A 19576-nucleotide genomic window follows, 5' to 3' on the forward strand; every position below is an offset into this window, starting at 1 on the left:
TCTGCCGCACCATCATCGAGACCACCTGCAAGACCATTCTCACCGACCGCAGCGTGCCGGTGGATTCGGGCTGGGAGGCGCCGAAGCTGGTTGCCGAGGCGATGAAATATCTGAATCTCGGTCCCAGCGAGGACGGTGGCGTAGATGCCAAGCTGCGCAACGGGGCGGAGTCGCTGGTGCGGGGCTTGAACCAGATCATCAGCGGGGTGGTGGAGATCCGCAACGCCCACGGCTCTGCGGCCCATGGTGCCGATGCCTACGAGCCCCTGCTCGACAGCCGCTACGCGGAGATTCTGGCGCGCTCGACCGATGCGGTGGTGGGCCTGCTGTTCCGCTCCCATTTGCAATCGGCCCGGCGTGATCCACTGGCCCGTTTCGCCTATGAGGAGCATGCCGACTTCAACGAGTCGATCGACAACGAACACGGCCCGTTCGAGGTACTGGAGATCCCTCTGATCGCCAGCGAGGCACTTTACCGGACGGACTTTCAGGCCTACCGGGCAGCGTTGGTGCAATTCAAGCAAGAGCAAACCGCAGCCGGTGAGGAGCAGGCATGAAATTCGACGTGTATTGCGACGAAAGCCGACCCGACCTGCTGGGTTCCGATCATCCCCAGGGCCAGTTCATGGTGATCGGCGGTCTTTGGCTGCCGACCTCCGAGCGGGACACGTTCAAGGCCGAGATTCACCAGTTGCGCGACCGGCACCGGATTGGGGGTGAGTTCAAATGGCAGAAGGTGTCGCCGTCCAGGGAAGCGTTTTATCGGCAGCTCGTCGAATGGTTCCAGGGTAAGGGTGACCAGCTGCGGTTTCGCTGTATCGCGGTGGATCACAGCCAGGTGGATCTGAAGCTCTACCACGAGGACGATCAGGAACTGGGGTTTTACAAGTTCTATTACCAGTTGCTGCATCACTGGATACTGGATTTTAACGAATACAATGTTTTCGTGGATTTCAAGAGCAACCGGCGGCGCGACCGTCTGCATGTGCTGCGCCGGTGCCTGGACTACTCCAATTTATCCTCCGAAGTACACGACGTTCAAGCGGTGCGCTCGGAGGAGTCAGTGCTTATTCAGTTGGCCGATGTACTCACCGGCATGGCCGCGTACCGGCTCAATGACCGGGTACGCGAAGGCAGTGTCAAAGCCCGGGTCCTGCAGCATTACGAAGAGTTGTACGGGCAACGCATTGGGCCCACCTTCAAGGGCGAGCAGAAGTTCAATGTCTTTCGTATTGATCTGGCAGGAGGGTGGTGAGTTGTGGCTTATCCCCCTCTGCTTGAATTGCCTGGCGAGGCGGAATACCGCGCCCATTTCGAGGCGACTTACTGCCGCGGTCCGATCCGCGCGTTCGACGGCATTGAGGTGCGGTTTCGCAAGCGCGATTTCGACCACTGCTGCTTTGAGTCATCCCGTCGGGACGGGGCCAAGGACGCGTTTTCACAGCCGCGAGCCAAACGGCTCGATTGGATCAAGGCTGCATTGCAGGACCCGAGCAGTGAGTGCTACCAGGGCTGGGACAAGAAGCGGAAACGCTATGACGGTAGTCGCAGGGTGACCGTTGTCATGGGCAACTACGTGGTTGTGATTGCATTGAAGGGTAACGGTCGGGCGGACTTCGTGACGGCATTCCTGGCCGATACGCCCGCCGCGCCGGGGAGACCGTCAACCGTGGATATGATCAGAAGGGGGCCGAAATGGACATAAAAAAAACCGCTGATTCGCCAGGCTGGCTCAGCGGAGGCCTTTGTAGGTTCTGCTGCCACTGGCAGAGAACGCCATGAATAGTGGTGGTTACAGGGCAAATTGTCAAGTGAAAGGGGTGGCGCGTACGCTCGTCAAGGCCCATCAGCCACGGTGCGAATGATGACAAAAACCATTTCAGAACAACAAGTTGAACAGGCCGCCCTGGGCTGGTTCGAGGCCCTGGGGTTTGAGACTGCCCGGGGTGTGGACATTTCGCCGGGAGCGGATTCCCCTCTGCGCGACAGCCATGAACAGGTGGTACTGGAGCCGCGGCTGCGCTCGGCTTTGCGCACGATCAACCGCCAGCTTCCGGATGAGGCCATTGAGCAGGCGGTACGGGCCGTGATGCGGCCGCCGGAGCCGACACTGGAACAGAACAACCGCTGGTTTCATCATCTGCTAACCGATGGCGTGGACGTGGAATACCGTACCCCAGAGGGCGAGACCCGCGGGGACAAGGCGTGGCTGGTGAACTTCACTCGCCCCGCCGCGAATGACCGGCTGGTGGTCCAGCAGCTCACCGTACGCTGCGGCAACGCCACGCGGCGGCCCGATCTGGTGGTGTTTCTTAACGGTCTGCCGTTGGTGGTGGTCGAGTTAAAGGACCCCGCCAATGAGCAGGCGGATTTGTGGATGGCCTATCGGCAGTTGCAGGATTACAAGGCAACGATACCGCCGCTGTTTACCTACAGCGCACTGCTGGCCATCAGTGACGGCGACCGCACCCGGGTCGGTTCGCTCACCGCCGCGTCGGACCGGTTTGCGCCCTGGCGCGCGCTGGACGATGCGCGCGCGCCGGGTGAGCCGACTCTTGAGGCACTGATCCACGGCTTGTTCCAGCCCGGCCGATGGGAAGATTATCTGCGTCACTGCATCACCTTCGAGGAGGACGAGCGCAGCGGCATGATCATCAAGAAGGTGGCGGCTTACCACCAGTTCCGCGCCATGTTGCGGGCGCGGGATTCCGTCAAGGCGGCATTGAAAGCACCGGCGGGTCAGGGTGATGGACGCGGCGGTGTGATTTGGCATACCCAGGGGTCAGGTAAGAGCTTGACCATGCTGATCCTGGCTGGCGCACTGATCGGTGACGAGCAACTCGCCAATCCCACCGTTGTGGTGGTGACCGACCGCAATGATCTGGATGGGCAACTTTTCGGGACTTTTGCAGATGGGCGTGCGCTGCTACGGCAGGACCCAGAGCAGGCCGAGAGTCGGGAAGACCTAGCTGCACGGCTGAATCGGGCCTCGGGCGGCGTAGTGTTTACGACTATCCAGAAGTTCGCTGAACGCGGCGCGGCGGTCAGTGAACGCGCCAATATCGTGGTACTTGCGGATGAAGCCCACCGTAGTCAGTACGGTTTCCTTGATGGCGGTGCACGCTGGATGCGCGATGCCATCCCCAATGCCACCTTCGTCGGTTTTACTGGCACGCCGCTGGAGGGCGACGACAGAAATACGGAAGCTGTATTCGGCGAGTACGCGGACATCTACGATATCCGCCAAGCGATCTCTGATGATGCAACGGTACCGATCTTCTACGAAATGCGCCTAGTTAAGCTGGTCCCCAATGAACAGGGGGTGCGAGAGGCGGAAGATAAGCTAACAGAGAAAGCCGCCGAGGCCGACAAAGCGGGCCAGCCAACCAATGACTATTTCCGAGTAGAACTTGAAGCCTTGGCCGGCGCGAACCAGCGTCTTAAGCTGGTTGCACAGGAGATTGTGGAGCACTTCGAGCAACGCCGTCAGGTGATTGAAGGCAAGGGCATGACGGTGTGCATGAGTCGGGCAATCTGCATGGATCTGTACGATGAGATCGTCGCACTCAGACCTGATTGGCATGCAGATGACGACGAATCCGGTTTTATCAAGGTGATTATGACTGGGGCGCCTTCCGAGGGCGAACGGGTGATGCAACACGCGCGGACTAAGGCACGACGCGACGCCCTGGCGCGACGTTATAAGAACCCGGACGACGACCTGCGCTTGGTCATCGTGTGTGACATGTGGTTGACCGGCTTCGATTGTCCGCCGATGCACACCATGTATTTGGACAAGCCGCTGGCAGGACACAACTTGATGCAGGCCATCGCCCGCGTAAACCGTGTGTTCGGCGACAAGCCGGGCGGCGTGGTTGTGGATTTTCTGGGCATCGCCGACCAATTGCGCGACGCCGTGCAGACCTACACTCAGGCTGGCGGCGAAGGGAGCCCAGTGGAAGATATCCAGAACGAGGCGGTGCCCTTAATGCAGCGCCAGTTCGAGGCGCTGCGGGATTTTTTCAACGGCCTGGATTACAGCGGCTTTGCCGGCGGCGATGAGCGGGCCCAGATTCGTGCCGTGACCGCCGGCGCGGACTATATTTTTGAACAGGACGATGGCAAGCAACGCTTCATGACCATGGTGGCCGGGCTCTCCAAGGCTTTCTCGCTGGCCGTACCGCGCCCGGAAACCGAAGCCATCCGCGATGACCTGGCCTTCTTCCAGAGCGTGCGCGCCGCCATCCGCAAACGTCTCGCTGATGATGGTCCGCCCCCGGCTGCGGACAACCGCGCTGCAGTACGGCAGGTCCTCTCAGGTGCCATCGCCTCAGATGGCGTGATCGACCTGTTCCAGGCGGCTGGTCTTGGTGGGCAGAATGTGGGCATTCTCTCGGAAGAATTTCTCGGCCAGTTGGCTGGCATGCCGCAGAAGAACCTGGCGCTGGAAACGCTGCGGAAGTTGCTCAATGATCAGATAAAAAGTCGTGAGCGAGTCAACATCATACAGTCTCAGGGCTTTCGGGAATCATTGGAGGCCGTGCTTACGCGATACACCAATCGAGCGATTACTACGGCTCAGGTGATTGAAGAGCTCATCGGTCTGGCTCGCACTATTCGTGATGCAGTGCATCGAGGAGAGGAGACCGGTCTATCGGAAGATGAGCTAGCGTTTTATGACGCTCTTGCCAGCAATGAGTCTGCACGCGACGTGATTGCAGATGAAACCCTGCGTCAGATCGCCCATGAACTGGCAGACCGTATCAAGGCCAAGGCTACGCTGGACTGGACACAACGCGACACCGTGCGTGCAGACATGCGTCGGACCGTGCGACGACTACTGGCCAAGTATGGTTACCCACCGGACGCGCAGGAGGCGGCTACTCAATTAGTTATTCGCCAAGCCGAGCTAATGGCGGGAAATCAGGTGGCCTGAGATCAGGCTTCGCCTAACAATGCGGTTCAGACGATGCTGTAGTTCCCGCGCCGTAGCAGACTAGTAAGGGCAGTCTTTGCTTTTTGCCTTCCCAGCAGTCATGTAAAGCCCCGGCCCACGGCCGGGGCCCCTCACCGACATCAATCCCGAACAATCGAAAGCCGCCCATCCTCCACGGTTACTGACACCGGCGTATCAATGGTGAACCCTGCCTGTTCCAGCCAGGTCCCTTTGAGAAGAAGAAAAGGAGTAATCGGATTGCCGCTACAAGGCATGCTCTTCAGGGTGTAGTCCCGGTGGCCTTTGCGGACTTTCAGTTTGCGATGTTTCATGGTCTTGCTCCTGTTGTGCAATTTCTAGGTTGCGTAAATAGGGCGGTCGGGAGGCTAGAAACAGCAACAGGTACTGCTCCGACTATTTCCTGCAAACAGGTGTTGTATTCGCCGGACCTCCCGGCCATTACGTCCCGGATTTCGGGCACAAAAAAGCCGCAATGCTTCCGGGGTGCGGCTTTGCCCGCCTGTTGGAGTTTCTAGGCTCCTTAGGTAAGTGTACCTTCGTGTAATGTACTGTCAATATGGCCAGTGCGGAGGATTACGATAAGGAGGTTGTGTGAGTGACATCGTCATTTTCGAGGAGGACACCGGGCCGGTGGAAGTGCGCCTGGAAGGCGAGACCGTCTGGCTCTCTCAAAAGCAGATGGCGGAACTGTTCGGGAGGGACCTGCGCACCATCAGCGAGCACGTTGGCAATGTGTACGAAGAGGATGAGTTGGGCCGTGAGGCAACTATCCGGAAATTCCGGATAGTTCGCCAGGAGGGCAACCGGCAGGTTCGGCGCGCGATTGATCACTACAACCTCGATGTCATCATTTCCGTGGGCTACCGCGTCAAATCCCAGCGGGGCGTGCGCTTCCGCCAATGGGCCACCCGCGTCCTCCGCGAACATCTGACCCAGGGCTACAGCCTCAACGAGCACCGTCTGGCCCGGCATGGCCTCGCCGAGCTGGAGCAGGCCGTGGAACTGCTCGGCCAGACCCTGACCCGACAAGAGCTGGTTTCCGACATCGGTCAGGAGGTGGTCGGTCTGATCCTCGGCTATGCGCGCACCTGGCGCTTGCTCCAGGACTATGACGAAGGCGCACTGGGCGTGCCGCCCGGGGCCCGCCCGGCCCGCGGTGTGCTGGGCGTGGATGAAGCGCGCCGTGCCCTGGATGCCCTGGCCGGCGAACTGCGCGATAGGAAAGAAGCGAGCGATCTTTTCGCCCGGGACCGGGATGATGGCCTGGCCTCTATCCTCGGCAACCTGGAACAAAGCATGTTCGGCGAGCCCCTCTACGGCACCCGCGAGGAACGCGCCGCGCACCTGTTGTATTTCGTGATCAAGAACCATCCCTTCTCGGACGGCAACAAGCGCTCCGGCGCCTTCCTGTTCCTGCTCTACCTGCGCCAGGAAGGCATGCGCCTGACCTTGAACGAGCAGGGCTTGACTGCCCTGACGCTGCTGATCGCCGAAAGCGACCCGAAGGCCAAGGATCTGATGGCCCGGCTGGTCATGAACCTGATTGCGGATGACATCAGTGTGGCCAATGAGGGTGAGGTGAGTACCGAATAGACGTCGCCCCTCCTCGGCCAGAAACCAGACAGGCAGCTCCGGTTTGCCGATACCCACGGCCCAGGCTCGCAGCGCGGCCTGCCGCTTTCATCTTGATTGCGCTTATCGATGGGGGTATCGTAATACCAAACCTTTATCGATGGGTCCTGTCATGACCGCCGTCACCGTTTCCCCCAAGTACCAGATCGTCATCCCCAAGGAAATTCGCGAATCCATGGGCATCGTGTCCGGACAGAAAGTCCAGGTCATGTCTTATCAGGGGCGCATTGAATTGATCCCGCTCAAGCCCATGAAGGAAATGAGAGGGTTTCTTAAGGGCATTGATACCACTGTCGACCGGGAAGAAGACCGGCTATGAACGTCGTTGATTCGTCCGCCTGGTTGTCGTATTTCGCCAGCGACAAGAATGCAACGGCGTTTGCTGAGCCCATCGAAGCGCTCCCGGAGCTGTTGGTGCCGAGCATCACGATCACGGAAGTGTTTAAAAACGTGCTCCGCCAGCGTGGCGAAGAGGCGGCGTTAATCGTTACCGCCCACATGAAGCAGGGCAAGGTGATCCCTCTGGATTCAGAGCTGGCAATGGATGCCGCCAAGTTTGGCGTCCTTCATAAGTTGCCGTTGGCGGATAGCATCATCTTCGCCACGTCTCAAAAGCATTCCGCCGTACTCTGGACTCAGGATAATGACTTCAAGGGCCTGCCGGATGTCAGGTACCTCGCTAAGAAAAAAGCATAGAACCGGCCGCATAGCGGCGATCAAGGCGGCCAAGTCGTCCTCAAGCCGAGGGTCACGCCGAAGGTGGAAGCGCTGCGGGGGGGGGGTGATCCGCTGTCAGCCCGGAAGCAGATGATGAGCAGAATTACCCAAGCAAGCTTGGTGTCCGCGATCAAGCAGATTGCGGATACGGATCCCGGTGCCCGGGAATCGATTTGTGATGAGATATTCGTGGAACAGCCGAATCTCCTGGCTTCGGTATTGGTCTTAACAAAGATGGATATCCCGCCGCGGCATGTGGAGATGGCTCTGGAAGCGCTCATGGTGATGCATCTTGCGCTGAAAGCGTCTGGGATCGAGACGATAACGGAGGCGGAGCAAGAGCGTGAACTTCAGCGGCTCGCGGCCTCGGTGAGATTCTCGGAGGGGCTGAAGCTGCCTCTGGTGGAAGAATCAGTCAGCCAGTACGTCGGTTTCCAAAAAGAGCCGTGGCTACTCGCATACGTCGTGGGGCTGCTACAAGACAACGGGGCACTATCTATGACCAACGAGGGTTCGAAATACCTGATCCTGTCGGTCTTGAATCTGGTGGCCTGTGTCGCCAATGCGCGGAGCGCCGTTTAACTCGATGATTATTCCACTACTTTTTAATGGAGAATTGTCTGGTTGAACGAGCAGGGCGCTCGGGGGCATCTCGGCTTTCGCCCCCTCGCCGTGGCTTTCTCTCCATGACTTTTCCCCTTGAAGAGCTACCCCGAAACCTGAAACCGCAAGGCGTCGCCCAGCAGAGGCAAAGCTTTGACCCGATACTCGCGGCACAGAATATCCTCGGAGACTTTCTCCACTTCGGCCAGCCCGAAAAAGCCCGCGAAATTCACCAGCGTGCGCCAGGTATAACAGCGGCGTAAGGTTTCCTCGGCGGTAGAGAACGAGTTTGGCGGCACGTCGTTCAGCGCCATGGGAAAGGCCCGCAAAAAAGCGTCTTCATAAAAGGTTTGCGGGCGTGAGGTATCGCCGTGGCGCCAGAGCAAATACAGGGTGAATAAAAACGCCCGCTGGATAAAGGGCAGGTCCACATAGCCATCCTGGTAGGCCCAATTGAACTGCTCCGCATAGGCCCTGAACAGCCTGGGATACACCGCCGCCAGGCCGCTTTCGGCCAGCAGGCGGCGGCAGTCGCGGCTGAGGATAAACTTACCTTTGTAAGTGCGGATCAGCCCCGCCAGCTCCGCCACGACCCGGGTGACATGCAGATCGAAAAAGTCCACCTCCCGATTGATGCCGCCAAAACGAGTCTCCTCCTGGTATTTTTGCTCGCCCCAGTAGGCCAGGGCGGCCTCGCGGCAGAAATGGCGTGGCAGGTTGCCCTTGGCGGTGGGTTTCAGGCCCTGCTCGCCGATGGCCTCCACCAACAGACTGAAAAGCCGCGTGATCGGCGCGCTCGGCGGTGAGTCGAGGACTTCTGGAAAGACAACCAGACGCGGCGAGTTGAACGGCTCGTTCAAGAGCCCGGCCATTTGATCCGGGGACAGGCCGTCGAAATCATCCAGCGGGTGCTGGTTTTGTTGCTGGATGTATTCGTCGGCGAAAGCCTGGGCTTCTTCCAGTGAATGGAACGCTTGCCCTTGGAGCGCCTCGCGCAATACCTGGGCCGGGCTCGGCGCGCCGGGGCTGGGGGTCGTGGAATCCTCCCGGCCCAGGCAGCAGCGTTTGAATTTTTTGCCGCTGCCGCAAGGGCAGGGCGCGTTGCGGCCGATGGATGAGGTGGTCATGGCGCCTCCGCGCGCGAAATGCGGGTGTCGATGATACTTGGCGGCTGGCTGACCCAACAGCCTGCCAGATGGAATATTCCGAAGGCTTTCACGCCTATGCGCAGCCATCAAGTCTATGCGCAATTAAGGTTGCGCATACAAGACTCGCCAAGCTCTCGCCACCCGGATCGCCGCCGGACGTGGGGCGCCCAGCCTGGCATATTCGCGAAGGCTTTGCACACATAACGGTGAGGCGGCAACGACCGAGGATGTCTCGGTTGTTCGCCGAGGGGTGTGGCTTTTCATCGCTAAAGTGCTCAAATATGATTTCTTAATAGTATTTGGCGCTCTTACATGAAGGCTTAGTCATGAAGTCCTCAGCCCCCAAAGGCTCCAACAACTTGACCGCAATACCGCCGCCCGTGGCACGCGCCCTGCGCCAGCTCGGCCATGACCTGTCGGTGGCCCGTCGTACGCGCCGCTGGACGCAGGAGGACCTGGCCCAACGGATGGACACATCGGTGAGCACGGTCCGGCGCATGGAAGACGGCAATCCCGGCACGGCCCTGCACACCTTCCTGCGCGCCCTGCACGTGCTCGGCCGCCTTGAGGACATGGTCAGGATCATGGCGCTGGACCAGGACACCCTGGGCCTGGAATTGACGCGGCAGCAGTTGCCGCAACGGGTGCGGTCACCCGGCGGCAAGAAAACAAAGGCGACGCCATCCGGGGCACCGGCGGAAGACGGTCAGGCCACCACCGATGATGACGAACTCAAAGGCTTTTGAGGGTGCCTGAACAAGCACCCTGCCTGCCGCCGCCGGTCGGAAGACGGAATTGATCCGGCGCAAAAGGCTTGGTATGACCTTGTCATACTGTTTGGTGCTCAGGAGCACCCGCTATGAGCATGCACTGGAAAACCATCACCCTCACCGAACAACAGAACGGCTGGGTAAAGAGCCGGATCGAAAGCGGCCAGTTCGGCAACGACAGTGAGTATATCCGCCATCTCATCCGGCAGGACCAGCAGGCCCAGGAACGGCTTACCACGCTCAGGCAGGCCCTGGTTGAGGGTGAAGCAAGCGGCGAGCCCAAGCCAGTCGATATGACGGCGATCAAGGCGGCTGGCCGTAAGCGGATGAAGGCGGCGGAGTAGTGCGCACGCTGAGCCTTACGCCAAAGGCGGCATCCGGCCTCATCGACATCTGGGTGTATACCTGCGGAGAGTGGGGCGCGGATCAGGCCGATGACGACCTTGATCAGCTGGAGGCGGGCATGAGACCGCTGATTCAGCACCCCTTGCTCGGGACCGACTACGCCCATGTTCTTCCCGGGTATCGCTGATCGCAGGCTGAACATCACGCGGTGTTCTATCGAGTGCTGGAAGCGAAGGTGCTAGTGGTTCGTGTGCTGCATGAGTACATGGATGCACCGGAGATGCTTCTGGATTAAGCGAGTAGGTGTTTCCCCGGTGCCGCTCCGAGTGGCTCTCGGTCCCACGCGTGGGCGTCTCTGTGGGCCATACAGCCGACAACAACGGCTGGACGCCGCCCTGCGCATCCACGCCCGCGCCGGCGTCGGCGGCCTGGCCCTCAACACCCTCGCCGAAGAAGCCGGCGTCTCCAACGGCACTGTCTACAACTACTTCCGCTCCCGCGAAGCAGTGCTCGAAGCCGTCGGCCTGGAGCTGACCGTCCAGCTCTCCGAACAGATCCTCACCGTCAGCGAAGCCGTCGACAGCGGCGCCGAACGCCTCAGTATCGCCGTGCGCACCTTCATGAACAAAGCCCGCAGCGACAACGCATGCGCTCCGCCCTCGCCACCTACCTCCGCGCCGACCTCCAAGCCGGCCGCCGCCAAGGCGGCTTCCACTACGCCCACGAAGAAATGGCCATGAGCATGGTCCCCTCCGCCACGCTGGGCGCCATGAACCTGCTCGTGGAAGGCGGCGAGGTGGGGCATGCCGACGGTATTGCAGCGGAGATGCTGCAGGCGCTTGGACCCGCCTGAGGATGCTAGGCAAGTGGTGCTGGAGGAGGAGGTGTAAGCGACATTATCGCAACTTGGATGGATATGGTATGCGTTGATCTTACTGAGCTGATTGGTGAGTGCTTACTTAAAAGGCTGTCGATGGTTGGGCGTTGGCGGCCGCTATTCGGGGGGGGGTGGCGGGGTATTGAGTTGGATGTTAGGAGGGCGGCTGTTCGGAGAATTTGTCAGTCGCCAGCTTTTCTGGTTTTATTTTGTGTCGGGGGAAATAATCTATATATACAAATTCTAAAGCGCCTCCGGGGATGGTGGTGATATGTACAAAAAAAGGAGCTGAGCGTGCAATTAAGCAATATATCGATAAGAAATTTTCGCCGCCTGAAGGATGTGGAAATTGATTTCGAAGGAAGAGAAACTTTATTTGTTGGTCCAAATAACAGCGGAAAGACCTCTGCAACGGCTGCTGTCCGAAGTTTTTTGGGAAACCGTGATTTCAAAATTCATGATTTTTCGATGAGTTGCATTTTAAATATTGATAAATTTGACCCTGCTCAATGCATTGATCTGCCATCCATAGAACTCGATATCTGGTTCCAAGTCGACCCGAAATCAATTTCTTTCGGGCGCGTGTTCGATCTTGCAACAAGCCTTTCGGAAGATTTTTCAGAAATTGGTATGCGCTGCGCATTGGCGGTAGAAGACGTTTCTGAGCTCTGGGCAGAGTACGATAACACTTTTCCCATAAAGGAAGATGGTGAACGAAAGCAGCCTTTAAGCCATTTTCTTGAATTGAACGGTAACCTAAAAAAATACTTTGGCCTCCACATTTTTTCACTTGAAAAAGGTCAGGATGAGGTTGTGGCGACGCCTATAGACCCTAAGAACGGGAGGAAAATCTTAAATTCGCTACTTCGCGTCGACTTTGTTGACGCTCAGAGGAACATTGATGATGAGAACGCCACAAGAAGCAACAGATTATCGGAAGCTTTTGCAACCTATTACAGGCGTAATCTCGAGCAAGCTGAGCTTGCCGAGCAAGCTGTAGCTGTTATTGAAGAGAACAATGAAAATTTAACGAGCCATTATGATCAGCACTTTGAGCCGTTGATGAACATGATAGGAGGTCTAGGGCTTCCTTCCGGCAACGACCGAGCGATGAGAGTTGTTTCAAAGCTTAGTTCAGAAGCCGCGCTGCGCGGAAATACCGAGCTATTTTATGTTGACCCCAACACTAAGCATGAACTACCCGAAGGCTACAACGGGCTCGGATTCAAGAATCTTGTTTTTATGGCGATCCAGATTGACCATTTCTACAGGCAATGGCTGTCCACCGAAGAGAATCGGCCGATGTGTCAGATTATCTTCATTGAGGAGCCGGAAGTGCATCTACATGCCCAGGTTCAGCAAACATTCATTCGTCAAATGTGGGATGTTCTGACTGCTGAGGCACTAAAAGATGAAGACAAACCTCAGCTAGCGATCACAACGCATTCTTCACATATTCTTGATACCGTCGATTTTGCAAAAATCCGATATTTCCGCCGTCAGCTAGTTGGCGAGGGGTCTGAATGCAGAGATTTTGAGTGCACAACGGTGCACAGCCTTAGGCAATTTCAGCCGGACCCTGTAGATGTAGATGGCCATATTTTGTCGTCTGAGGAAGCTTTGCTATTCCTGCAGAAATATCTACGGCTTACCCATTGCGATCTGTTTTTTTCTGATGCTGCGATTCTCGTAGAAGGGGCTGTAGAAAAGTTGCTATTGCCACGGATGATCGACGGTGTGGCTGAGGATCTCAACAGAAAATACTTGACTGTCCTAGAGGTGGGTGGAGCGTATGCAATGCGTTTTGCGGGTTTATTGGAATTTTTAGAGATCCCGTATCTGGTTATCACGGATATCGATTCTGTTGATCCAAGTAACAATCGGAAAAACTGCATAGCTACGGAAGTAAATGCTGTCACGGCGAATGCAACTATCCGTTACTTTTTCAAAGAAAATCGAGTAGGGAAGCTCGCTAACGAGCCATATAATAATTGTATTCAGGCAGAAGGAATGCGTTTTGTCGCCTATCAGAAGCCGGTTTCAGTAGAAATCGAAGGTCAGCCGCATTTGTTCCATGGAAGGACCCTTGAAGAGGCGTTTGTCTACGAAAATATTGATCTTTTCAAAGAGGGAGCATTTAGTATTGGTATAGAGCTTCCCAAAGAGCCGAAAGAGCTGCACCAAGCTATATGGTCGAGGATTAAGAGCTCTACGTTTAAAAAAACTGAATTTGCGATGGATGTTTTAAGTTTTGAGCCTTCGGCCGAATCTCACCAAGACGGAAGTGGCATCGTAAATGATGCGACAGGCTATTGGAAAGTACCATGCTATATAGCGGAAGGCTTACAATGGCTTAGTGGCCGCCTCTCGCAGAAACAGGAGGCGGAACAATGAATGCTAAACTAAAGCCGACAAAAGCAGACAATGAGATTGCTGCTTGTATAGATGGTGAAATATCGTTTTCGGTTATTGCCGGCGCGGGCTCCGGGAAAACCACATCTCTTGTGGAGGCGCTTAAGCGAATAAAGGATCTGCACGGCAGAGAACTCAAAAAAAATGGACAACGCATCGTATGTATTACCTATACGAATCGGGCTGTTGAGGTGATCTCGTCTCGACTTGGTTATGATGAGTTGTTTTTGGTGTCAACACTTCATCGGTTTCTCTGGGCAGAGGTCGTTCGATTTCAGAATGCGATACGAGAGGCGCTTTGTGCTGTAATTATACCAAGGCAAATTGAAAAGGCGCGAAGAGACGACAATGGCGGATCCTCCCAAAGAGCGCAAAAGGCCAGGGCGAAACTGGAGCGGCTGTCTCTTGAGTTGGATGCACTGAAAGAAGAGCCGTTAGTTAGGTATGAAGAGGCTACGATAAGTGACTACTCAAAATGCGTTTTGAATCATGATGACGTGATTGATGTTGCGTCTTACCTAATATCAAATGAGCCTATTTTACAAAAAGGACTCGGTTTTAAGTATCCCTATATTTTCGTTGATGAAGCTCAGGATACATTTCCCCAAGTGATGGATGCTTTGAATTCTATCTGTTTAGGAGAAGGGCTGCCTATTATTGGATATTTCGGTGATCCGATGCAGCAAATCTATGACGGGCGTGCTGGGCATTTTTCAGGACCAGAGGGCGCATCAGTGATATCGAAAGAGGAGAATTTTCGTTGCTCAACTTCTGTGATCGATTTTCTCAACGGTTTTAGAGGAGATCTACAACAGGTGCCAGGTGGACGAAATGCCGAAATCGAAGGAAGTGTTCTGATAACCGTGGTTCAGGCACCGAATCCGGATGGCCCAAGAAATACCTACTCTGCCAATCAGTTGAATGATGTTACGGCCAAATTTTCAGAGGCCGTTGATCTTTGGGAATGGAAAGATAACCCGGCTGTCAAGAATCTATTCCTCGCTCGTAGAATGATAGCCCGTAGATTAGGATTTATAAAACTTCATGAACTTTTTACCGGCTCATACTCATCTTCGCGCTCTCAGTCGGATTATGAAGATGGGACTCACTATCTACTTAAGCCATTCGTTGATGGTATTTTCCCTCTTGTGCATGCCTCTAGATCCGGAAACGTAAAAAAGACCATTGAAACGCTTCGCAAAATAAGTCCCGCATATGCGGATGACGGAAGCAATCGAGATAAATCCCTGAGAGACATGCTTGACCGAGCTTCATTGCACTCCAAGGCTTTGGAAGATATGTGGGGGTCTAGTACCTTGCGGGAGATTTTAGCGTATTGTCGTGATAATGCCCTTTATCCGTTGTCAGAGCGGCTTGTCTACCAGCTGGATCGTGACCCTCGAGAAGATTTTGATGAGACAAGCGATGAGCATCAGCGTGAAAAGGGGGATTGGCTAGCCGACGAACTTTTTAAAATTGGGGCTGAACAATTAGAGATGTATATCGATTTTTTGGATGAGAGCTCTGCATTTAGCACTCAGCACGGTGTCAAAGGCGAGGAGTATGAAGATGTGCTGGTTGTGATTGACGACGTTGAAGCGTCGTGGAACGCTTACAGTTTCTCCAAGGTGCTGACGCCGGGCGTGGCAGGAGAGCCGACTGAGCGACAACGAGAACTTACGGAAAAGCTAGCTTATGTATGTTTCTCAAGAGCGGAAATCAACTTAAGAATTCTTTTATTTTCTAGTGATGCAGGTGCGGCTGGAAAAGAAATGATTGGTCGTGGACTTTTCGGGAAAGACCAAGTTTCGTATCTGTGATGAGCTGCGCAAGAGAAAAACATCACTCTTTGAGTGACAATTTTTATTAAGGGGCGTCTGAGGAATGCCCGCATGTAGACTCAGATTTAGTTCTGAAAAAGTACCAGATTTGCAATCTGTAAATAACCAGTCGCCGAACGTTGGCCGGTCTGTCCCTGATTCGTAACGTAGAATTAGCGCGTTAGCCCGATGTTAAGTTAAAATATTCAGGAGATAAAATTGGAATTCGATTATGCTAAGATGTTGTTTTTCATTTTTGCCACTGTTGTGAGTGTAGCTATAACATTTTATCTTAAGGATTTTTTACAAAATAAGAGCGAGTATAAAAAATTAAAAAAGAAACTAGAGGCGGTCGCGGGTAGGAATGCGTATATCGTTTATACAGGTGCGGGAAGTGGTGTAGGTAGCAATCTTTACAAAATAACCGATATAGACGAAGGTGGCGTTACATTGAAAAACTCAGTCCAAACAATTTTTATCCCGCCGCAACTTCTTCTGTATTCTGCGATGATTGTTCCAGAAGAAAATTACGAAGAGTTAAAGAAAGAATATCAAGCAAAAGAAATTGAAGTAGTGTCGGAAGCTATGTTTCAACCTTTGTTTGATAAAATGAGAGAGAGCTTAGAATCTGACATAGCCGATGATGACGGCGAGTTAAGCTCTCGTATTGAGGTTAGAGTGATACAGATACTTGAGGCGAAAGGTGTTCTTTCGCAAGTATCTACTGCTGAACTGAATAGGTTGAAACATATTGCGGAAAAATCTTGAAAGTCGTAGATGTCGTGATTTATTTTTATCGCATCTTCCTTTTATTTCACATTCAAGCATGCCCTTGGCGTTCGGTCGCTTAAGATTTCTTTTACTGAATGGCCATCAATTCCGCCGATTTCTCTCGGCCATCCAAATTGCAGCCGGAGATATGGTCATGAGCATCAGGGGCGCTTTTAAGGTTCCATGCCTGCCGCTTGCGTTACAAAGCAACATAGCTCTTTGATGAACGTCCGCTCAGTCTCTTTTTTCAATCACTGGCGATTTAGTAGCGCCGATTTGATCGCCTCCGCACCCTTCCGATAACACACCACCGCAAGCAGCTCAGAATCAACCCAAACGCCCCAGTACCGGCTCCCACGATAGTGCCCGATCTCAATGTTCGGCTTGCGCTTTTTCATGATTCCCTCCATGAGCTTCAATGATACGTAAAGTCATCATAGGGTATGGCGGCCAGATATGCTACTTATAGTGTGTAGATTTATAGTCATCTATAAGAACAATTTGAAATATGACCACTCGCATTGATGACGCACAGAAAAAGCTGGGTTCCGTGATCCGGGCGCGGAGACGGGCCGCAGGTATTTCTCAGGAAGCCTTTGCGACCGAGGTCGGTATTCATCGCACCTATATCGGCGCGGTCGAACGGGGCGAGCGCAATGTCTCTTTGGCGAACATCCTGCGTATCGCCAGAGCATTGAATGTTTCCGCTGCCCAATTGTTCAATGAGGCCGGCCTTTAGTTCGTCCGGGACCCAAAGACTTCCTCTCCACGCTCCCCGGTTCGCCACCACACCAGGAGACAACCATGATCATCTCCTCCACCCACGATTACCGCCTCGCCGCCAAGCGCCGCCTGCCGCCGTTCCTGTTCCACTACATCGATGGGGGCGCGTACAACGAGCACACCCTGGCGCGCAATGTGGCGGATCTGCGCGATCTGGCGTTGCGACAGCGGGTGTTGAAGGAGGCGGGGGAGGTGGATCTGTCGGCGCGGTTGTTCGGGGAGGCGGTGAGCCTGCCGGTGGCGCTGGCGCCGGTGGGGCTCACCGGGATGTACGCGCGGCGGGGCGAGGTGCAGGCGGCACGGGCGGCGGCGTCGCGCGGCGTGCCGTTTACGTTGTCGTCGGTGTCGGTGTGTCCCATCGAGGAGGTGCAGCCGGCGATGACGCGGCCGATGTGGTTTCAGCTGTATGTGTTGCGCGACCGGGGCTTTATGAAGAACGCGCTGGAGCGGGCCTGGGCGGCGGGTGTGCGGACCCTGGTGTTCACGGTGGATATGCCGGTGCCGGGGGCGCGCTATCGGGACCGGCATTCGGGGATGTCCGGGCGCTTCGCGGCCTGGCGGCGGATGCTGCAGGCGGTGACGCACCCGCGCTGGGCGTTGGACGTGGGCGTGCGCGGGCGGCCGCACGATCTGGGCAATGTGTCGGCCTATCTGGGCCATCGCATCCACCTGGAGGATTACATCGGCTGGCTGGGCGAGAACTTCGATCCGTCCATCGGCTGGCGGGATCTGGAATGGATTCGGGAGTATTGGAAAGGCTCGATGGTGCTCAAGGGTATTCTCGACCCGGAGGACGCCCGCGAGGCGGTGCGCTTCGGCGCGGACGGCATCGTGGTCTCCAACCACGGCGGGCGCCAGCTCGATGGCGTGCTGTCCTCGGCCCGGGCCCTGCCGGCCATCGCCGACGCCGTGCAGGGCGACCTGACGATCCTGGCGGATTCCGGCGTCCGCTCCGGCCTGGACGTGGTGCGCCTGCTCGCCCTGGGCGCCGACGGCGTGCTGCTCGGTCGTCCCTTCGTGTACGCCCTAGCCGCTGCCGGCGAGCAGGGTGTGGCCCATGTGCTGGACCTGATCGCCAGTGAGATGAAGGTGGCGATGACGTTGACTGGGGCGCGGGCGGTTGGGGAGATTTCGCGGGAGAGTCTGGTGCGGGCGGGTGGCTGATATCCGTTTGACAAGTGTCACGTGACAGAATACGGTTGTGGGCATGATCAAGACGTTTACGGACAAGCGTTCCCAGGAGCTCTATGCCAAAGGCAAGGCAAAGAAGTTTCCTCCCGATGTGGCCTCAAGGGCAGCGCGTAAGCTTGAGTATGTGGATTTGGCGACGTGTCTGGATGACCTGAGGGTGCCCCCGGGTAACAAACTGCATGCGCTTTCCGGTAACCGACAAGGTCAGCACGCCATTTCGATTAACGATCAGTGGCGTATCTGCTTTCGTTTTGAGGATGGCGATGCGTATGACGTTGAGGTCTGCGATTACCATTGAAGAGAGGTGGTTAACATGACGATTTCCAATACCGCCGGCATCCAGCGTAAGCCAACGCATCCCGGCGAAATGCTGAGAGAGGACTTCATTCCGGACTATGGGCTGACGGTGGCGCAGCTTGCTGAGCGTTTGGGCGTGTCCCGGCAGTCGGTGAATGAGCTGTTGCGCGAGCGCCGCGCGGTCAGCCCGGAGATGGCGTTGCGGCTTGGGCGGTTGTTCGGCAATTCTCCGGAGTTCTGGCTTAACGCGCAGCGCGCCGTGGATTTATGGGCCGCGTCACGGTCGGTGCAAGAGGAAGTGTCGCGGATTAAGCCGCTGGATGCTGCGTAAGCTGCCATGCGTGACGACTACGATTTTTCCAAGTCAACGAAGAACCCCTACTCCAAGAAGCTGGCGGAGAAGAAGGACCTGCCGTAAAGCGACGGAGTATTTTGGGGGTCCAGGGTACAATTGGACGGCAACCCAGTATGCAATCAGGCGCTCCTTTGGCCGTTAACACCTAATCAAAAATCGAAGGCGAAAGAATCGTCGCCTTCGCCAGGTACTCGATATCCCCGGCCTCCATCCCCGCCGCTGAAAAAAGCTCTTTCCAGTGGGCTTCGACGATCTGCTTCATGGCGTCGACGCACTCGGCGGCTTCGTGTTCACTCAGACCAAACCGCTCCGCCTGGCTGAGGGCGTTGTTGAGCGTGGCCGCGCGGCCCTGGTGGCCGACGACCATGGCCAGGTCCGCGGAGTGGCCCAGCCGGGGCAGGGGGCAAATGTCGTAGCCGGGGGTGAGGTCGAGGGCGGTGCCGTCCCAGAAGCAGGCGTGGTTGCGGGCGTGGTCGTCGGTGTTGCCGATCAGGATGTTGAAGACCATGCGCCGGAAGAGCTCCCGGCCATCCCCTTCGAAGTCCCTGGCGTATTGGCGCAGGACGTCGGCCAACTCCAGGTAGCTGGCTTCGCCGGTGCGGACGGCGTATTCGTCCAGATCCAGCAGGGTCATGGCGCTGAGCATGTGGCGGCGGGTTGGGTGGCCGGTCGCGTGGGTGTCACGGTCGAAGCGGCGGACCAGCAGCACGTCTTTGCCGGAGACTTCCAGGACCCGGGTGTCCGCCACGTTCAGGCCGGCTTTGGCGGCGAGCCGCATGGCGCCGTGTTCCGTGGCGATCATGTTGAGGGTGTCCCGGCTTGAGCTGAATTTGGCGACCAGCCAGGACTTGCCGCGCCGGAACAGCACCTTGGGTCGGGCGCCGCCGATGCTGGTGCC

23 protein-coding genes are annotated in these 19576 nt (G+C 56.2%); 19 read left to right on the forward strand and 4 right to left on the reverse strand.

Annotated features, from left to right (window positions below; genetic code table 11):
* The 4 genes from B3520_RS00140 to B3520_RS00155 form a co-directional block, all read left to right on the forward strand.
* A partial coding sequence (locus tag B3520_RS00140; protein WP_286874961.1) for an abortive infection family protein occupies window positions 1-557 on the forward strand: 557 nt, incomplete at its 5' end.
* The gene (locus B3520_RS00145) at window positions 554-1255 is read left to right on the forward strand and encodes a DUF3800 domain-containing protein (protein WP_286874963.1); all 702 of its coding nucleotides are present in this window, start codon (window positions 554-556) and stop codon (window positions 1253-1255) included. The genes B3520_RS00140 and B3520_RS00145, both read left to right, overlap by 4 nt.
* A gap of 3 nt (window positions 1256-1258) precedes the next feature.
* Window positions 1259-1705 carry a hypothetical protein gene (locus tag B3520_RS00150; protein WP_286874964.1) on the forward strand — a complete coding sequence of 149 codons (447 nt, stop codon included), beginning with the start codon at window positions 1259-1261 and terminating at the stop codon, window positions 1703-1705.
* A gap of 159 nt (window positions 1706-1864) precedes the next feature.
* Window positions 1865-4936, forward strand: coding sequence for a type I restriction endonuclease subunit R (locus B3520_RS00155; protein WP_286874966.1), 3072 nt, complete (start codon window positions 1865-1867; stop codon window positions 4934-4936).
* 140 nt (window positions 4937-5076) lie between these two features.
* Here the strand turns inward: B3520_RS00155 and B3520_RS00160 are convergent, their stop codons facing one another.
* Complete coding sequence (locus B3520_RS00160; protein WP_286874968.1) at window positions 5077-5268, reverse strand: SymE family type I addiction module toxin; 192 nt, start codon at window positions 5266-5268, stop codon at window positions 5077-5079.
* Window positions 5269-5548: 280 nt separating this feature from the next.
* Between B3520_RS00160 and rhuM the strand changes: the two genes are divergently transcribed.
* The 4 genes from rhuM (at window position 5549) to B3520_RS00180 (ending at window position 7888) form a co-directional block, all read left to right on the forward strand.
* Window positions 5549-6550: a RhuM family protein gene (gene rhuM, locus B3520_RS00165; RefSeq protein WP_286874969.1), complete on the forward strand. Its 1002-nt coding sequence runs from the start codon at window positions 5549-5551 to the stop codon at window positions 6548-6550.
* Between the two features lie 151 nt (window positions 6551-6701).
* Window positions 6702-6908 (forward strand): AbrB/MazE/SpoVT family DNA-binding domain-containing protein, encoded by a 207-nt coding sequence (locus B3520_RS00170; protein ID WP_286874972.1) that lies wholly within the window; start codon window positions 6702-6704, stop codon window positions 6906-6908.
* Complete coding sequence (locus tag B3520_RS00175; RefSeq protein WP_286874975.1) at window positions 6905-7285, forward strand: type II toxin-antitoxin system VapC family toxin; 381 nt, start codon at window positions 6905-6907, stop codon at window positions 7283-7285. Before B3520_RS00170 ends, B3520_RS00175 begins: the two co-directional genes overlap by 4 nt.
* A gap of 114 nt (window positions 7286-7399) precedes the next feature.
* Window positions 7400-7888, forward strand: coding sequence for a hypothetical protein (locus B3520_RS00180; RefSeq protein WP_286874978.1), 489 nt, complete (start codon window positions 7400-7402; stop codon window positions 7886-7888).
* A gap of 125 nt (window positions 7889-8013) precedes the next feature.
* On the opposite strand, the gene B3520_RS00185 is transcribed toward B3520_RS00180, so the two are convergent.
* Window positions 8014-9036: a YecA family protein gene (locus B3520_RS00185; protein WP_286874980.1), complete on the reverse strand. Its 1023-nt coding sequence runs from the start codon at window positions 9034-9036 to the stop codon at window positions 8014-8016.
* 347 nt (window positions 9037-9383) lie between these two features.
* Here B3520_RS00185 and B3520_RS00190 point away from each other — a divergent pair, with 347 nt between their 5' ends.
* The 7 genes from B3520_RS00190 to B3520_RS00220 all read left to right on the forward strand — a co-directional run bounded on the left by B3520_RS00190 (window position 9384) and on the right by B3520_RS00220 (window position 16049).
* Window positions 9384-9803 carry a helix-turn-helix domain-containing protein gene (locus tag B3520_RS00190; protein ID WP_286874983.1) on the forward strand — a complete coding sequence of 140 codons (420 nt, stop codon included), beginning with the start codon at window positions 9384-9386 and terminating at the stop codon, window positions 9801-9803.
* Between the two features lie 113 nt (window positions 9804-9916).
* Window positions 9917-10171, forward strand: a complete 255-nt coding sequence (locus B3520_RS00195) for a type II toxin-antitoxin system ParD family antitoxin (RefSeq protein ID WP_286874985.1) — start codon at window positions 9917-9919, stop codon at window positions 10169-10171.
* Entirely contained in the window at window positions 10171-10359 is a 189-nt protein-coding gene (locus B3520_RS00200) for a type II toxin-antitoxin system RelE/ParE family toxin (protein WP_286874988.1), read from the forward strand. The genes B3520_RS00195 and B3520_RS00200 overlap by 1 nt, the downstream gene beginning before the upstream one ends.
* Window positions 10360-10441: 82 nt before the next feature.
* Window positions 10442-10912, forward strand: coding sequence for a TetR/AcrR family transcriptional regulator (locus tag B3520_RS00205; RefSeq protein ID WP_286874991.1), 471 nt, complete (start codon window positions 10442-10444; stop codon window positions 10910-10912).
* 431 nt (window positions 10913-11343) lie between these two features.
* Window positions 11344-13443, forward strand: coding sequence for an ATP-dependent nuclease (locus tag B3520_RS00210; RefSeq protein ID WP_286874992.1), 2100 nt, complete (start codon window positions 11344-11346; stop codon window positions 13441-13443).
* The gene (locus B3520_RS00215) at window positions 13440-15281 is read left to right on the forward strand and encodes a UvrD-helicase domain-containing protein (RefSeq protein WP_286874993.1); all 1842 of its coding nucleotides are present in this window, start codon (window positions 13440-13442) and stop codon (window positions 15279-15281) included. Before B3520_RS00210 ends, B3520_RS00215 begins: the two co-directional genes overlap by 4 nt.
* A gap of 219 nt (window positions 15282-15500) precedes the next feature.
* Complete coding sequence (locus tag B3520_RS00220; RefSeq protein WP_286874996.1) at window positions 15501-16049, forward strand: hypothetical protein; 549 nt, start codon at window positions 15501-15503, stop codon at window positions 16047-16049.
* A gap of 254 nt (window positions 16050-16303) precedes the next feature.
* On the opposite strand, the gene B3520_RS00225 is transcribed toward B3520_RS00220, so the two are convergent.
* Window positions 16304-16450 (reverse strand): hypothetical protein, encoded by a 147-nt coding sequence (locus B3520_RS00225; protein ID WP_286874999.1) that lies wholly within the window; start codon window positions 16448-16450, stop codon window positions 16304-16306.
* Between the two features lie 110 nt (window positions 16451-16560).
* On the opposite strand from B3520_RS00225, the gene B3520_RS00230 reads away from it, so the two are divergent.
* The 4 genes from B3520_RS00230 (at window position 16561) to B3520_RS00245 (ending at window position 18654) form a co-directional block, all read left to right on the forward strand.
* Entirely contained in the window at window positions 16561-16791 is a 231-nt protein-coding gene (locus tag B3520_RS00230) for a helix-turn-helix domain-containing protein (RefSeq protein ID WP_286875001.1), read from the forward strand.
* Between the two features lie 65 nt (window positions 16792-16856).
* Entirely contained in the window at window positions 16857-17999 is a 1143-nt protein-coding gene (lldD, locus tag B3520_RS00235) for an FMN-dependent L-lactate dehydrogenase LldD (protein WP_286875005.1), read from the forward strand.
* A 43-nt stretch (window positions 18000-18042) separates the two neighbouring features.
* Entirely contained in the window at window positions 18043-18324 is a 282-nt protein-coding gene (locus B3520_RS00240; protein WP_142948515.1) for a type II toxin-antitoxin system RelE/ParE family toxin, read from the forward strand.
* A gap of 15 nt (window positions 18325-18339) precedes the next feature.
* Window positions 18340-18654: a HigA family addiction module antitoxin gene (locus B3520_RS00245; protein WP_142948516.1), complete on the forward strand. Its 315-nt coding sequence runs from the start codon at window positions 18340-18342 to the stop codon at window positions 18652-18654.
* A gap of 169 nt (window positions 18655-18823) precedes the next feature.
* On the opposite strand, the gene B3520_RS00250 is transcribed toward B3520_RS00245, so the two are convergent.
* Window positions 18824-19576: type II toxin-antitoxin system HipA family toxin (locus tag B3520_RS00250; protein ID WP_286875010.1), on the reverse strand; the 753-nt coding region annotated here is incomplete at its 5' end.

It is taken from the genome of Marinimicrobium sp. UBA4509 (genome assembly GCF_002388575.1).
GTDB classification, from domain to species: domain Bacteria; phylum Pseudomonadota; class Gammaproteobacteria; order Pseudomonadales; family Cellvibrionaceae; genus Marinimicrobium; species Marinimicrobium koreense.